General features: G+C 60.5%; 15 protein-coding genes. 10 read left to right on the top strand and 5 right to left on the bottom strand.

Annotation, left to right across the window (positions count from 1 at the left end):
- The first annotated feature begins 70 nt into the window (after window positions 1-70).
- From OH720_RS16840 to OH720_RS16820, 5 genes are all read left to right on the top strand, one after another.
- A complete protein-coding gene (locus tag OH720_RS16840) occupies window positions 71-370 on the top strand; it encodes a type II toxin-antitoxin system RelE/ParE family toxin (RefSeq protein WP_272602095.1) in 300 nt (99 codons plus the stop codon).
- Entirely contained in the window at window positions 367-663 is a 297-nt protein-coding gene (locus tag OH720_RS16835) for an addiction module antidote protein (protein ID WP_272602094.1), read from the top strand. Before OH720_RS16840 ends, OH720_RS16835 begins: the two co-directional genes overlap by 4 nt.
- Before the next feature lie 246 nt (window positions 664-909).
- Window positions 910-1,560, top strand: coding sequence for a hypothetical protein (locus tag OH720_RS16830; protein WP_272602093.1), 651 nt, complete (start codon window positions 910-912; stop codon window positions 1,558-1,560).
- Entirely contained in the window at window positions 1,560-1,991 is a 432-nt protein-coding gene (locus OH720_RS16825) for a phage holin family protein (protein ID WP_272602092.1), read from the top strand. The genes OH720_RS16830 and OH720_RS16825 overlap by 1 nt, the downstream gene beginning before the upstream one ends.
- Window positions 1,988-2,815 carry a DUF3618 domain-containing protein gene (locus OH720_RS16820; RefSeq protein WP_272602091.1) on the top strand — a complete coding sequence of 276 codons (828 nt, stop codon included), beginning with the start codon at window positions 1,988-1,990 and terminating at the stop codon, window positions 2,813-2,815. Before OH720_RS16825 ends, OH720_RS16820 begins: the two co-directional genes overlap by 4 nt.
- Before the next feature lie 303 nt (window positions 2,816-3,118).
- On the opposite strand, the gene OH720_RS16815 is transcribed toward OH720_RS16820, so the two are convergent.
- Window positions 3,119-3,556 (bottom strand): hypothetical protein, encoded by a 438-nt coding sequence (locus tag OH720_RS16815; protein ID WP_272602090.1) that lies wholly within the window; start codon window positions 3,554-3,556, stop codon window positions 3,119-3,121.
- Window positions 3,557-3,912: 356 nt separating this feature from the next.
- Here OH720_RS16815 and OH720_RS16810 point away from each other — a divergent pair, with 356 nt between their 5' ends.
- Window positions 3,913-4,995, top strand: coding sequence for an AI-2E family transporter (locus OH720_RS16810; RefSeq protein WP_272602089.1), 1,083 nt, complete (start codon window positions 3,913-3,915; stop codon window positions 4,993-4,995).
- A gap of 72 nt (window positions 4,996-5,067) precedes the next feature.
- Here OH720_RS16810 and OH720_RS16805 read toward each other — a convergent pair whose 3' ends face one another.
- The 3 genes from OH720_RS16805 to OH720_RS16795 form a co-directional block, all read right to left on the bottom strand.
- On the bottom strand, window positions 5,068-5,652 hold the full coding sequence (locus tag OH720_RS16805) for a hypothetical protein (protein WP_272602088.1): 585 nt from the start codon (window positions 5,650-5,652) through the stop codon (window positions 5,068-5,070).
- Between the two features lie 130 nt (window positions 5,653-5,782).
- Window positions 5,783-6,211, bottom strand: coding sequence for a hypothetical protein (locus OH720_RS16800; RefSeq protein ID WP_032831837.1), 429 nt, complete (start codon window positions 6,209-6,211; stop codon window positions 5,783-5,785).
- A 148-nt stretch (window positions 6,212-6,359) separates the two neighbouring features.
- On the bottom strand, window positions 6,360-7,940 hold the full coding sequence (locus OH720_RS16795) for a sensor domain-containing diguanylate cyclase (RefSeq protein ID WP_272602087.1): 1,581 nt from the start codon (window positions 7,938-7,940) through the stop codon (window positions 6,360-6,362).
- A 376-nt stretch (window positions 7,941-8,316) separates the two neighbouring features.
- Between OH720_RS16795 and OH720_RS16790 the strand changes: the two genes are divergently transcribed.
- A complete protein-coding gene (locus OH720_RS16790) occupies window positions 8,317-9,534 on the top strand; it encodes a DUF3422 domain-containing protein (RefSeq protein ID WP_272602086.1) in 1,218 nt (405 codons plus the stop codon).
- Between the two features lie 792 nt (window positions 9,535-10,326).
- Here the strand turns inward: OH720_RS16790 and OH720_RS16785 are convergent.
- On the bottom strand, window positions 10,327-11,601 hold the full coding sequence (locus OH720_RS16785; protein ID WP_272602085.1) for a flavohemoglobin expression-modulating QEGLA motif protein: 1,275 nt from the start codon (window positions 11,599-11,601) through the stop codon (window positions 10,327-10,329).
- Between the two features lie 207 nt (window positions 11,602-11,808).
- On the opposite strand from OH720_RS16785, the gene OH720_RS16780 reads away from it, so the two are divergent.
- The 3 genes from OH720_RS16780 to OH720_RS16770 all read left to right on the top strand — a co-directional run bounded on the left by OH720_RS16780 (window position 11,809) and on the right by OH720_RS16770 (window position 15,173).
- A complete protein-coding gene (locus OH720_RS16780) occupies window positions 11,809-12,471 on the top strand; it encodes a hypothetical protein (protein ID WP_272602084.1) in 663 nt (220 codons plus the stop codon).
- Window positions 12,472-12,528: 57 nt separating this feature from the next.
- Complete coding sequence (ppk2, locus tag OH720_RS16775; RefSeq protein WP_272602083.1) at window positions 12,529-13,350, top strand: polyphosphate kinase 2; 822 nt, start codon at window positions 12,529-12,531, stop codon at window positions 13,348-13,350.
- A gap of 62 nt (window positions 13,351-13,412) precedes the next feature.
- The gene (locus OH720_RS16770) at window positions 13,413-15,173 is read left to right on the top strand and encodes a SulP family inorganic anion transporter (protein WP_272602082.1); all 1,761 of its coding nucleotides are present in this window, start codon (window positions 13,413-13,415) and stop codon (window positions 15,171-15,173) included.
- Window positions 15,174-15,209 lie beyond the last annotated feature (36 nt).

Below are 15,209 nucleotides of genomic sequence, written 5' to 3'. Positions count from 1 at the left end.
GGAGCGCGTATTTATCTACGTTCTTTCGCAATTGTTGATTTTATGTAGTTTATAAACTACAGTTGCATTCATGAAGACAATCAAACAAACAGCGACCTACATGACGTGGGAGCGAAAACTAAAGGACCAGCGCGCCAAAGCCGCAATTGCCGCGCGGATCTTTCGGTTGGCAAACGGTTTGTTGGGTGACGTGTCGCCGGTAGGCCAGGGGGTCAGCGAGTTACGGATTCACTATGGCCCCGGTTACCGCGTATATTTTCAGCAACGAGGTGATGAATTTGTGTTGCTGTTGTGCGGCGGCGATAAAAGCAGTCAAAGCCGTGATATTGAAGCAGCAAAAATACTCGCCAGCGAGTGGAGGTCAGAATGAGCGAAAAAATTTACGACTACGACCCAGCAGCAGCCCTGGACGGCCCCGAAGCAATCGCCGTCTTCATGGCGGATGCGTTTGAGACGGGTAATGCTGAATACATCGCCAAGGCAATGGGGGTCGTTGCCCGAGCCAAAGGCATGACTGAGCTGGCCCGCGAAACAGGGCTTTCCCGTGAGCAGCTTTATCGCTCATTCAGCGAAGACGGGAATCCCACGCTTAAAACCATGCTGGCCGTTATGCGTGCCCTGGGTATCGACATGACCGCTCGACCGCACGTATCACCGTTGTAATCCCTGCGAACAAACCTCCCACAGGCCTAGGGTGCGCGACCCCAGCTCGTCGTGACAGCTTCACCGTCGCGGCGAGCGCGGCGAAGTGTTAGGTACGATTGGGCAATACGGGCTGATTTGTCACCCGCCAATCATTCAATTGGAACTCCCCATCTCGCTGCCCCGTCATCTGCAATGAGGGGGGCTGCGGGTCTTTCGTGGCGAACCCTGATAACGCTTTTCTTCACTCAGAAGGCGAGGGACGACATGAATATTACAGATACCACGACCGGTAGCCAGCCGGACAAGCCCAATGCCGCAGGGCCAGGCCAGGACTTTGAACACCTCAAGGAAAGCGTCACAGAGACGCTTGGCGATGCAAGACAACAGGTGGATGAGCAGTTTGGCCAGTACCGTGACACGGCAGCCGATCAGATCGAGGCACTGGCACAAGGGGCAAAATCTTTCGTTTCGGAACTGGAGGACAAGGACAAGCTCGGCATGTCCGACTACCTCGCGGACATGGCGGAGTCCATGAGCGGGCTGGCGGGGAATTTGCGCGGCAAAAGCGCGGAGCAGCTGCTTCACGACGGCGCCGAACTGGCGCGCAATAATCCGGGATTGTTCATTGCCGGCAGCATAGCGTTGGGCTTCGGCCTGTCACGCTTTCTCAAGGCTGGTGCCGCTCCGGCGGCGACATTCGCCGATGCCGACGATCCGGCAGCAGGGCATTCAAGGCCGCCGTCCGGGGGCTTTGGTGCTCAACGACCGTTTGATACCTCCGTGCCACCGCGCACCGATCAAGGCCCTGGCCTGGCCAGCGGTATCACCCCGGCCGCGCCCAATGATCAGGATCATCCATCAAGCTTTGCGGCGAATTCGACAACCGGGTCCACATCCTACAAGGGAGTGCTGTGATGAACAGAGAAGATCAAGAACTGCCCGGCGTAAGACCGGCATACACACCTGAGTCTGACGCTTCGGTCGTCGGGCTGTTGCGCCAGCTGACGCGCGAAGTGCCCTCGCTGTTCACCAAGGAACTGGCATTGGCCAAGGCTGAGCTGCAGGCCAGCCTCACGACGCTCAAGGCAGGCATTGCCGGCGTCGCCGGTGGAGCGATTGTGCTGCTGGCGGGGTTCATCATCCTTTTGATGTCCGTGGTCTACGGCTTGAGCATGGTCATGGCGCCGTGGCTGGCCGCGCTGATTGTCGGTGTCGTGGTGATGATCGTCGGGTTCGCCATGCTGCAGTCCGGAAAAAAACAGTTCGAACCGTCCCACTTCAAGCCTGATCGCACCTTGGACGCCTTGAACAAAGACCAGGAAGCGCTGCGCAGGAGAGTGTCATGAACAGTGAATTCGAAATCGAATCGCAAAAAAGCCCCGAGACCATCGAGCGTGAAATCGATGCGCAGCGTGCAAGCATTGGCAACATCGTCGACGCGCTGGAAAGCAAATTCACCCCGGGGCAGGTCATCGACCAGGCGTTGTCGTTCATGCAGAGCAACGGCACCACGTTCCTGAGCAACCTTGGCACCAGCGTTCGCAACAATCCCGTTCCCGCGGTGGTGACCTCGGTGGGTCTGTTGTGGCTGATGATGAGCCAGAACCGTCCGCCGATTCCTCGTCCCGTTTATCGGGCGGACCCGCAGCAGAACAAGGTAGGGGAGTGGACCGATGGCCTGGCGGATGGCCTCGACAGTGCGCGCGAGCATTTGCACCAGACTGCCGACACCCTGAAGGAGGGTTACCAGACGGTCAAAGGCAAGGCGGCGCACCTGGGCGAAAACCTGGGCGCTACCAGCGAAAACATCAGCCATGCCATGCATGACGCCAGCGACCGCCTGGTGCGCAGTACCCAGCAGATGAGCAACCAGGTCAATCATTTGCTCAAGGAACAGCCGCTGGTCGTTGCCGCTGCGGGCATTGCCCTGGGCGCCATGCTGGGGGCGGCATTACCCACGACATCGACCGAACAGCGCTACATGGGCAAGACCAGCGCAGGGCTGGCGGACATGGTCAAGCAGCAGGCACGGGAGGGATTCGAAGCGGTGCGCGACACGGTGACCAAAACCACAGAGCACGTGGACATGGACGTGGAAAAGCCCGAAGGGGATCGCCCCGCGGTAGCCAGTCAACCGGCCGATCTGTCGCGCGGACTTGGAACGTCGTAGGGCGTGGTATGCAAAACGGGAGGTCAGAGTCTGGCCTCCCCAAGGTATTGGGCAAGTCAGTCGCACGGAAAATGGCATTGGGGGGGGGGGGCGTTGCACGGCAGCACCGCGAATGTTGCCGTGGCAACCACGCCGAGAAAACCCGAGCTTCAGCATTTTTAGCGGCAAGGTTCTGCCTTCGCGGATGACAAGGAACGTACTGGAGATTTGCGGAATTTGCATTTGCCGGTCGGCGCATGCGGGGTGAGCAGGTCAACACCCGTTTGCTTGTAGCCTGCCCCCGATTTTTCGCTGCCCAAGGTGTCAGCGCAACAAAAGGCCCGCGGCCCTGGCTCGCAATGCCATCACCAGATTGGCTGGCATTTTTTTGATTTCTTCAGGCCAGAGCGCCAGGTGCCCGCGAAATTCTCTCGACTCATCGTCGTATCTTGAAATATCAGCGAGCACGAAGCTGTATCGGCTGAGGTAAGCCGCAGACAAATCATCGGCCAACGCCCGCGCAGGCTCACCGGCTAACGCCAGGCACCATTGGGCGATTTCAACGATTCGTTCACTTGGCGTCCGCGGGGCCACACCGTGGAGGAAATTCAGGATGTATTGGTTATAGAGCAGGGCGCCTTGCTCGGGCTCTTCGGTGGGGTTTCCCGGGCAATGTCGTCGCTCCCAGGGAAGCATGTAGACCATTTTGTCCAGAGCAGTCTGAAGAACATAATCCGACGGTTTCACCAATCGATGCATCATCTTCTCCCGATAAAAAAACGGTTTAGCTATGGTAGCTCATTCTTGGAAGTCAATAGATTTCATGAAGAAAAAACCACAAGGGGATGTGTTCCTGGCTCGACGAATCCCGGACTGCATCGGTCATGGCGTTGCCATATTTTGCATAGCGAGCCTGCTCGCGATGGACGTCCAGACAACGCGATCGTTCAGACAGGGCGCGATATCGTTGACGATCATCGCCAGCAGGCTCGCTCCTACAGGGAGATCGCGGACAGGCCTGCAATCAGGTCCCGCATTGACCCCTCGTACCTCGAAATCAACGTCTATGCTGGGCTAACCGATTGCTTACCTCCACAGTGAACTGTCAGGAGACATCCATGGTACCCATGCCGCTGTCAGAGAAGGCCTTGTCCCGCGGGTTGCTCGATACCTTGATCCGCGCCGGACTGATTGTCGTGCTGGTGCTGTTCTGCTTCGAAATTTTCCGGCCGTTTCGCGACTTGATGCTGTGGTCGATCATCCTGGCGATCACGCTTTACCCGTTGCAAGAACGACTCCGGGGCCCGCTGGGGCGAAAAGAAGGGCGCATTTCGACGTTGATCGTGCTGGTGGCCGTCATCATCCTCATGGTGCCTATCTACCTGTTGGGCACCTCGATTGCCGATTCGGTGGAAAACGCCATGACCGTGGTCCGGGACGAAGGCATCCGCATTCCGCCCCCGTCCGACTCCGTCGCCACATGGCCACTGGTGGGTAAACCATTGTCGGCGCTGTGGCTGCAGGCAGCCACCGACCTGCCGGGCCTGACGGCGAAGTACATACCGCAAATCAAGGATGTCAGCCTGTCGTTGCTGGGCAAGCTCGCCGGCGTCGGCATGGGTTTCCTGATGTTTATTTTCGCGCTGATCATCGCCGGGATCTTCATGGCTTACGGCGAATCGGGTAGTCGCGCCTCGGTGCAGATCGCCTCGCGGATCAGCGGACCGGAAAGAGGGCCCCAGGTGGCTACCTTGTGTACCGCAACCATCCGCGCCGTGGCGCTCGGGGTGGTCGGTATCGCGTTCATCCAGATGCTGCTGGTGGGGCTCGGGTTTGTGTTCAAAGGGGTTCCCGGTGCCGGGCTGCTGGCATTGGCGGTGCTGCTGCTGGGCATCATGCAGTTGCCCGCAACCTTGATCACAGTACCGGTCATTGCCTATGTGTTCGCCACCGAAGGGGCCAGCACCGCGACCATCGTCTTCGCCATCTACGTCTTCGTCGCGGGCCTGGTGGACAACGTGCTCAAGCCCTTGTTGCTGGGGCGCGGCGTCGATGTGCCGATGCCGGTGATATTGATCGGAGCCCTGGGCGGGATGGTTACCGGCGGGATTCTTGGCCTGTTCATCGGCCCGGTGGTGTTGGCGGTCGGTTATCAGCTGTTTTGGCAGTGGGTGCAAGACCCGCCGCCGCCGACGGTATAGGAGGGGAGGAGGTAGCGCCTTATCCGCAGGGTCGAGCGTACAGGGACCGGCCGGCAGTTGGCGGTTCCTGGTTCAAAGCCCGAGGTAGCCGCAGTAGATAACGGCCAACGTGGCAGCGATCCCAAAGGCCCCCAGCGCCTTGATGGTCGAAGGGTGCGCTGACAGGGGATTTATCAAGCGCGGCAGGCGCGGATCCGAATAGGCAACCGGTTGATAGCGTCCGCGCATGATTGCCAGGTAGGTATAGCGAAAGCCGATCAACAGGAACAGGCTCGCCAGGCTGAGGAGCAGGGTGGCAAAGGTGGTCGGTCCAGCCGCAGGTAAAGGGTGCTCTATATCGCAGGCAGCACTATCGACTTGTGCGACAGTGATTTGCCCATGGTCCTTTGAAGCCGGTGTTCCTTCACTGAGCAGCCTGGCCTGTTGCCCCAGGTCCAGGGTCTGGTATTGCCAGAGAGTCGACGAGCCTTCCCGGCAGTAGGTGAACGTTCCAGGGTTTTGGGCGGCAATGATGCACGCGTCTTCAATCCCGCGCTTTTTGAGGGTTTCCATGGCGGTTCTGGTGAAATCCAGATCGAGGACAGGAGCAATCCCTGTGGCTGAAACCGCGCCCGAGACCAGCAGACTCCCCACAACACCGATAGTTGAAGTTTTCAAGGCTGGATTTCCTGGTTTTTTATTGGCTTTATGTCAGGGACGCGGAGCTTGAATGAACCTGCCGTAGTGGAGTCTAGAACGCGTTAGTCACTTTGATAAGCATGCGCATTTAAAAAAGTTGCGCTGCAGACTATTCACAGTCATCGGCCACAGCCTTCTCGGCACGCTGGATTTCCTGTTTTATATCGGTGGTGATTTTCTGTTCCTTGCGTTCCTGACCGAGGAACTTTTGCTCGCCCCGAGACTTGACCTCCGCATCTTCAGCATGGATCTGCGCTTCGATGGCGGCAGAATGCTGATCGATCACGGCATCGACCTCGGCTTCGTTCTTTGCAGTATCGAGCGCCGAAACCAGTTTGCCGGCCTCGGCTTTTTCGGCTTCGGCATAGGCTTCGACCGACAACCCGGCGGCCAGGGCCCGAGCCTGTACTTCCAGCTCCTTGAGGTGCTGGCGCGCTAACGCACATACCGCTTCCTGGCGCTGACTCTGCTGCTCTTTCCAGTTGTTGAGTCCATAGACAGCAGTACCGATGATGACGATCGTTGCAGCGACCCCCAGTAATTGGACTTTCACATTCCATCCCCTCAAAAACAGCTTTTGGCAATGATTACCCGAATCCATTCGGGGAATGAAAAGCGTAGCAGACTGGGTGGCACTCAAGGTCCGTCCAGTGTGCTGGAAAGGATTTTCAAGAGAGCACTCGGGCCTACAGTGGACGACTTTCGCTCGACTCGTTGGCGCAGCACCAGCGATTTCGTCCTTGTCGTTTGGCCACGTAGAGCAGGGCGTCAGCGGCTTTGATCAAGGTGGCCGGCGTCACCTCCTCGAAGCTCGGGTGGCTGGTGGTGATGCCCGCGCTGGCCGTGACCCTGCCCAAGGGATGAGCGCAATGTTCGATGCCCAGTGCTCGGATGGCTTGAAGAATCTCTTCGGCAACCTGTGCCGCACCCGCACCATCCGTGTTAGGCAGCAGCACCGTGAACTCCTCGCCACCGTACCGGACAGCCAGGTCCCCGGGTCGTTTGACCGCTTGCTGGATCGCTGCCCCTACCGCGCCCAGGCAATCATCGCCGGCAGCGTGCCCATAGCTGTCGTTGTAGCGTTTGAAGTAATCGACATCAAGCATGATCAGCGACAGCGTGGAGCCCTGGCGCGCAGCCAGGCGAATCTCCTCCGGCAGCGCCGTATCCAGGCGTCGACGGTTGCCCAGGCCCGTCAGGCTGTCGGTCAACGCCATGTCGCGCATGGCCTGGTGTGCGTGACGCAACTTTCTTTCCGTCACCATTCTCTGGCGTAACTGACTCAAGACGATGAGGCCGAACACCGCGAGCACCCCGATCAGCACCACCAGCACCCACCCGGTTTTCAATAGATCACGGCGCCAGGGAGCGATGATGGATTCGCGGGAAAGCCCGGCTTCCACCACCAGCGGATAGGTGGTCAACGCCCGGTAGCCGTACAGGCGTTCGGTGTCGTCCACGACGGCTTTGACTTCGGCGACGCCTTGGCTGGCGTTGGGTAGATAGCGCTTGAAAATCTCGCTGTCCGCCAGGCTTTTACCCACCACGGAGGCAATGAAGGGGCGCCGTACCAAAATGGTTCCGTTGCGCATGGCCAGCACCAGGGCGCCCTTGTCATCGATCTTGAAGTCGCCGTAGTAGTCGACGAAGTAGCTGACCTTGATCGTCCCGAGGAGCACGCCGGCAAAGGTGCCATCCAGATTGTTCAAGCGGCGGGAGATGGGGATGATCAGGTCGTGGGTGGATCTGCTCTGAACCACCTCGCCGATGCGCACGTTCTTGTCCTCATGCGTGCGGTGATACTGAAAGTAATCGCGATCGGCGTTGTTCGCGGGCTCCGGCGTGGTCTGCTTGTCCGTCACGATCCATTGCCCGTCCGCGCCGTAGATGAACAGGCCATGAAGTTGCGGCATGATTTTCGATTGCTGGACCAGCAGCTTGTGAATGCGCGGGACGTTGATGTTCTGCAAGCCGTCACCCTCCACCCGTTCCCCGAGCGCGGCGGTCAGTACATCCACTTGCCGAATGGCATCTTCGGCGTGTTGCGCCGTGGCTCGCGCCAGGTTGGTCACGGAGTCGCGGGCAGCGTCGAAGGCTGACCGGTAATCGCGCCAGGTCCGCCAACCCTCAACCGCGAGAAATGCCAGGACCACCACCAGCATGAAGCTCACCGTGAGGCGGAACACAGCTCCCGCGCGCACGGTCGTCGCAGAGACAGGTTCAACGTCGCCATCCACCCTGGGCGGTGGCTGCTTGCGTCCAGGCATCAACAACTCCTTTTGCTCGCGGTCTGGGCACGCTGCTCGCCATCTTCAGCTGTCCAGTTTCGCCGAAGGGCAGCCTGGACTAGACAAGACCGACAAATGACAGAATCACCAGGACGATCACGACGGCACCGACGATGTAGATAATATTGTTCATGAGGCCACCTCTGTCTCTCAAGGGGTTGTGACACCTGGGTGTCTAGTACAAATGACACTTGGGTGCGCACTTGCGTTCCGCAACCCGCTCGCAGAGATCGCGCAAAAATCGGTGACTCGTGGGTGCATCGACCAGTCCCACTCACAATAGCAGTCGATAACGCCCTGAAAGCCCCGGCATTTATCGTAAGCGCCAAAAACAACTCCAAGATGGCCTCACCACATGCACCCGTTACGACAAAGCCTGCACAACGAACTGCACGCGCGCCCGTCACTGTACTTCGATGAGCCGGCTCATGTGTTTCACCTGGCTTTCCTCGGCAGCGAACAGGTGTGCAATACGTTTCTTCAGGACTGCTGCCTGGCCTCCCTCGATCTGAACGCTGCCCAAGGCATTACCCGACTCGATGGCCACGCGCTGAAATGGGAGCGCCATGCCGAGTTTTTCACCCTGACCCTGGTGGTCACTTCCTCCAGCGATGAGTTGTCCTGGACGGCGCTGCCCGACGTCCTGGCGCGAAAAATCCAGGCGTATTTGCCGACGCTGATCAATTCGGTACAGATCGTGGTGCGTGGTGAAGCGCAGCTGGATCTCTCGCGCTACGGCTTCAAGGACCCGTGCGGTTCCTGCGTGGGGGGTGGCGATGCTGTGGTCTGGAGCGATTTTCGTATCAGCGAGGATGGCAACAACCACATATTGTTCATCAACCGACGCCTGAATGCGTACCGCCAGGGGCGGATGATACGCCGCCTCCTGGAAATCGAGACCTACCGGATGATGGCCTCGTTATCCTTGACCATGGCCAAGGAATTGAGCGCGCAGCTCGATGTTTTCGACAAGACCCTGGTCACCCTCTCCGAACGCAACGCCGACCCGGCCGGCAGTCATGCCAAGGCGCTGCTGGCGGATATCTCCAACCTGTCGGCCCAGGTGGTCAGCAGTACCGCGAAAACCCGCCACCGATTCAGTGCCACCCAGGCCTATGCGCAATTGGTGTTCGAGCGCCTGGGTGAATTGCGGGAAAGCCACGTCGGTGATTGCCAGCGCCTGGGCGTGTTTATCGAACGCCGCTTCAAGCCCACCGTCAGGTACTGCACGGCCACCGAACAACGACTGGAGCATCTGGCCGAAAGCGTGGCCAACCTGGGCGACCTGTTGCAGGCACGGGTCCAGGTGGAAATGGAAGAACAGAACTCGGAAATCCTCAAGAGCCTGAACGCCCGCGCCGATGCCCAGATCAAGATCCAGCGCGCTGTGGAAGGCCTGTCGATCATTGCCATCAGCTACTATTTGCTGAGTCTGCTCAAGCTGGGTTACTCGGGGCTGCACGTGCTCGGCGTCGCGCTGACCCCGCGCGAGGCCATGCTGGCCATGGCGCCGCTTGCGATCGGGATTCTTGCGTGGATCATTCTTCATATCAAAAAGGTCAAAGAGCATTGATCTTTCAGGTGTACATATCCATTCCTGCGGTAACGGCCACCTAGGGTTTCGCCCTTACGGCGAGTCACTTGGAAAAGCCCCAAGTAACCAAGGGCTCTTGCCCCTGGCGTTCGGTGCCTCGCTAGGGCTCGGCATACCCTCGCTCCGGTCCTGCTCCGCGGGCCCGCCGCGATGGGCCATCCTTGGCCCAGCGCGGCTAAACCGGCATCCATGCCGGTTTACCCACTGCGCAGAACCGGAACGAAGCCTCTCGAGGGGGCAAGAAAATCAAAAGCCAGATCAAGATCAAACGCAAAAGCGAGGCGGCCTGACAGCCGACCTGATCGGGAGCCGTACGCGTCCCCCTGTAGGAGCCAGGCTTGCCGGCGAAGAACGATAACGCGGTACAACAGATACACCGCGGCGCTTGGTTCGCCGGCAAGCCTGGCTCCTACAGGGGATCAGGTACACCCTTAAAACTCAGGTCGGCTGTCAGGCCGCTTCGTTTTGGCTTTTGATCTGGGCGCCCCGTTAACCACGATGGCCGAACGCAGGCATTGCGCAGTGGGGAAACCGGCAGGACGCCGGTTTAGCCGCGCTGGGCCAGGGATGGCCCATCGCGGCGACCCACGGAGCAATGCCTTCGTTACGGCATGCCGAGCCTAGGCGAGGCACCGAGTGGTGGGGCAAAGCCTTTTGCTTCCTTTTTGGCGTTTGAAAAAGGGAGTCGCCGTAAGGGCGAAACCATAAGTGGTCGTTACCGCAGCAATGGATATGTACTCCGACAACAATCGCCCACAAGCTTTGGCTGCCCTAGGCACTCGCATCGCTTTCATGCGCATCGGCAAAGGCCATGAGCACGTCCAGGTCGAGCACATCCAGTTTGATCCGCGAAATAAACGCAGAGAAGGCGAGGTTGGCGGCAAGCAGGCGCAAATCCGAGGCCCAGGCCGGTAGGTGGACCGGGCCCTGGAGCCAACCGGACTCGAAGAGTGGGGCCAGGCGCACGGTGTCCCCCAGGCTCAGGCGCCCGGCGAACAGGTAGCCGACCAGTTCCGGTCGGTTGTCACGGATCGCGATGCGCAGCAGGGTGTGCACGCCGAGCAAACCGGTCAGGTAGGCCGCATCCTTGGTGAACGCCGAACCGCCGCGCAGGTCGGCGCCGCGAAACACTCGCTGGGTCGAACGGAAGGATTCCTCCTGGGTCTGGCCGGCAGCGAGAAAACCTTCGAACACCTGGATGAAATCGGCGCCATCGAGCGCCTGTTGCACCGCGAGCACACGCAAGGCGAGGCGACGCAGGCGGTTGATGTCCATGCTGCCGGTGAACAGCTCGGCCAGGGTGGCGATGCCTTCCTGGGTCTGGGTGGTGCGCGGCGCGCCCAGGCCAAGGCTCTTGAGGTTCGGTTGCAGCGCGCCGTTCTGCGCCGTGGCGACATGCACGAAAGCCTCGTGCTGCAACAGCTGGTTCTTGTCCAGTTGCGAAAACAGCGCGCTGGCCCGCAGGCGAATGCGGCTCGCCCCGGCGATGGCCTTGGCGGCCAGGGTCGGATCGAGCACCACCGTGATCCGGCCCGGGCCGAAGAAGCGATCCAGTTCCGGTTGCATCCAGGCAGCGAAGGCCTCGGCCGGGATCTCCGCCGGGCTCGGAGGAATCCGCGTACCGCCCAGAAGGGCGTCAGTGGTGTTGAGGAAGAAGTGGGCCGCGTCCAGCATGCTCAGGTTCAGGTTGGCGTAGTGGAAGTCCGGACGCCGGTACAGCGCTGAGGAATATTGAGTAAAGGCCGGTGTACCAATGGCACCGAGCATGCGCCCGGCCGTGGCATAGCTGCGCGCTGTCATGGCCAGGTGGCGCCCGGCCGGATGCCCTTCATCGCAGCGGCCGACAAAGGCCTCTAGCGCGCCGATATCGGCGCTGTGATCACGCGGGCGCAACTCGACCTCGGGCAATCGGGCTTGTCCAGCGCGCCAACGGGCCAGGAACGTTTCCTCGACCCCCTCCGGCCAAGCCAAGGCATCCAGCACGCGGATCTTGCGCACCAGGCCGGGCAGGGCGGCATCGAGTTCGGACAGGGGAGCGCTGCTCATGCACATCTCCATGGGCAATCAGGTTCAATCGTAAAAGCTTAGTCGGTGTGCAGACGTGCCGGTTCGATTGCGCACGTTCGAATCGCCAGCGAAACAGGCTTTTCAAACTACACTGAAAATTTGTTGAAACCGCCCAGTGATAAAGGACCGCTGCCTTGGCCTGTCTCAAAGGGCCTCACGTTGACGCGGCCGTGCGAGGATGACTGCATGCAAGGCACAGCAGAGCAAAAGCGGGCACGGGTACTGGATCCGGTCGATCGTGTAACGGAAGTGATCTTTGGCCTGCTCATGGCAATGACCTTCACCGGAACCATCAGCGTGGCGACATCTGGCCAGGAGGCCGAACGCACGATGATGTTCGCAGCGTTAGGGTGCAACCTGGCCTGGGGGCTGGCCGACGCGGTGATGTATCTACTGCGCAGCCTGATCGAACGCACGCGCAAACGTACGTTGTTCACCGCCCTGCGCGGCGGAGCGGATGCGGCGACCGGGCAAGCGCTGATTGCCGATGCGCTGCCACCGCGCCTGGTCGCGGCCGCCGGCCCCGAAGAACTGGAGTCGCTGCGACTGCGCCTGGTCAAATTTGCCAACACGTCGGTGCAGCCGCGCCTGACCTGGGACGACATCAGGGGCGCGATCGGGGTTTTCCTGCTGGTGGTGGCTTCGACATTCCCCCTCGTGGTGCCGTTTCTGTTGCTCGACCAGACAGCGCTTGCCGTACGCCTGTCCAACCTGGTCGGGCTGGTGGTGCTGTTCATCGCCGGCTGGATACTGGCGCGCTATGCCGGCGCGAAGCCCTGGGTCGGTGGCGTTGCGCTGGCGGTCACCGGTGCCGTACTGATCGTCGCGATCATCGCGCTCGGTGGCTGAGCAGCCGGCAATCACACTGCTTACCTGTCGACAATCTGTCTTGCTGAGGTCTTGGTCATGGCAAAGGACAAAAAGAAAGCCGCAAAAAGCTATCCCGCGCAAAGCCTGAAACTGAAGAACAAGGATTACCTTGAGCAACTGCGCCTGCTGCACGTCGAGTTGGTGAAATTGCAGGAGTGGGTGAAAGCCAAGGGCATCAAGATCTGCATTGTCTTCGAGGGGCGTGACGGTGCCGGCAAGGGCGGGACCATCAAGGCGCTGACCGAGCGCGTGAGCCCGCGGGTGTTTCGCGTGGTGGCGCTCCCGGCACCGACCGATCGGGAAAAAAGCCAGATGTATCTGCAACGCTACCTGCCGCACCTGCCCGCAGCCGGCGAGGTGGTGATCTTCGATCGCAGCTGGTACAACCGGGCGGGCGTGGAGCGGGTGATGGGGTTCTGCAGCAAGGAGCAGGTTGCCGGGTTTCTGAAAACGGTGCCCAACGTGGAGAAGGCGATTGTCGATTCGGGCATTATCCTGCTCAAGTATTGGCTGGAAGTCAGTCCAGAGGAGCAGACTCGCCGGCTGGAGGAGCGCATCAAGGATGGGCGTAAAATCTGGAAACTGAGCCCCATGGATCTCAAGTCATACAGCCGCTGGTTTGATTATTCGAGGGCGCGTGACGACATGTTCCAGACGACCGACACCGAGCACGCCCCCTGGCTGGTGGCCAACTCCAACGACAAGCGGCGAGCGCGCCTGAACATCATTTCTGATCTGCTCAGTCGCGTTCCCTACGAGGAAGTCGCGCGTGAGAAGGTGGTGTTGCCCAAGCGGCAGAAGCCTGGCGGTTATCGCGAACCGGATTATCCGCTGCGGCGAATTCCCGAAAAATTCTGACGGGCACTTCAAGCAGGCACTTCAAACAGAGCCACGCGCTGGACAAAAAGGGCCACAGTCCCATGAGCCATTCGGATGCTTCGCCGCCCACCCCGGAACCGGGGCGCATTGCCCGTCGCGATACCGGCGGCGACAGCGGCTGGAGCCGTTGGCTGCCCGGGCTACGAACGCTGCGCGAGTACAAGATAGCCTGGTTGCGCCACGACATCATGGCCGGCCTGGTGCTCACCACGATGCTGGTGCCTGTCGGCATCGCCTACGCCGTGGCATCGGGCGTCCCCGGCATCTACGGCCTGTACGCGACCATCGTTCCACTCCTTGCTTATGCACTGTTTGGCCCCAGCCGGATCCTGGTGCTGGGGCCGGATTCCTCGCTTGCTGCCGTGATCCTCGCCGTGGTGCTGCCATTGTCCGGTGGCGATCCCCATCGCGCCGTCGCCCTGGCGAGCATGATGGCGATCGTGTCGGGTGCCGTGTGCATCCTGGCCGGCATCGCACGCCTGGGCTTCATCACCGAGCTGCTGTCCAAACCGATCCGCTACGGCTACATGAACGGCATCGCCGTGACGGTATTGATCAGTCAATTGCCGAAAATCTTCGGCTTTTCCATCGAGTCCGCCGGCCCGATCAGAAACCTGTGGGCGATCGTCACCGGGGTGATGGAAGGCAAGGCCAACTGGATCACCTTCATGGTGGGCGTCGGCACCCTGGCGGTGATCCTGCTGCTCAAAGGCAACAAGCGAATCCCGGGCATCCTGATCGCCGTGGCGGGTGCGACCGTCGCCGTGGGTGTGCTGGACCTTGCCACGAGCGCGGGCGTGTCGGTCCTTGGTGTGCTGCCACAAGGCTTGCCGGCGTTCGCCATCCCCTGGATCACCCGCGCCGACATTGTCCCGGTCATCATCGGCGGCTGCGCCGTCGCCCTTGTCTCGTTCGCCGACACCAGCGTGCTCTCGCGGGTCTACGCGGCGCGCACCCGTACTTATGTCAACCCGAACCAGGAGATGGCGGGGCTGGGTTTCGCCAATCTGGCGGCGGGTTTTTTCCAGGGTTTTCCCATCAGTAGCAGTTCTTCACGGACGCCCGTGGCCGAAGCTGCCGGCTCCAAGACCCAGTTGACCGGCGTGGTCGGCGCACTGGCGGTGGCCGTGTTGCTGATGGTGGCGCCCAACCTGCTGCAGGACTTGCCCAACAGCGCACTGGCCGCCGTGGTGATCGCTTCGGCCATCGGCTTGATCGAAGTTGCCGACCTGCGACGCATTTATCGTATCCAGCGCTGGGAGTTCTGGCTGTCGATCGCCTGCACCATTGGCGTCGCCGTGTTCGGTGCGATCGAGGGTATCGCCCTGGCCATCGTGATCGCCATTATCGAATTCCTGTGGGATGGCTGGCGGCCGTACTCCGCCGTGCTGGGGCAAGCCGAGGGGGTCAAGGGCTATCACGATATCCAGCGTTATCCGAACGCGCGCCTGATCCCTGGCCTGGTCCTGTTCCGCTGGGATGCACCGTTGTTTTTCGCCAACGCCGAACTGTTCAACGAGCGGGTGCTGAACGCCGTGGCGGCATCGCCCACGCCGGTGCGCTGGTTGGTCGTGGCCGCGGAACCGGTCACCAGTGTCGACGTGACCTCTGCCGACATGCTGGCAGAGCTGGACGACACCCTGCACGCGGCGGGTATCAAATTGTGCGTGGCGGAGATGAAGGACCCGGTCAAGGACAAACTCAAGCGCTTCGGGCTTTTCGCAAGGCTTGGCGAATCGGCGTTTTTTCCCACGATAGGCGAGGCGGTGGACAGCTATCTGGCGGCTCATGGCGAGCAATAGCTGACGCGGACAGTCAAGGGCGGCCAACCAGGCGTG

The organism is Pseudomonas sp. WJP1 (assembly GCF_028471945.1).
Lineage (GTDB): Bacteria > Pseudomonadota > Gammaproteobacteria > Pseudomonadales > Pseudomonadaceae > Aquipseudomonas.
This window is presented reverse-complemented; position numbering and strand designations above follow the sequence as displayed.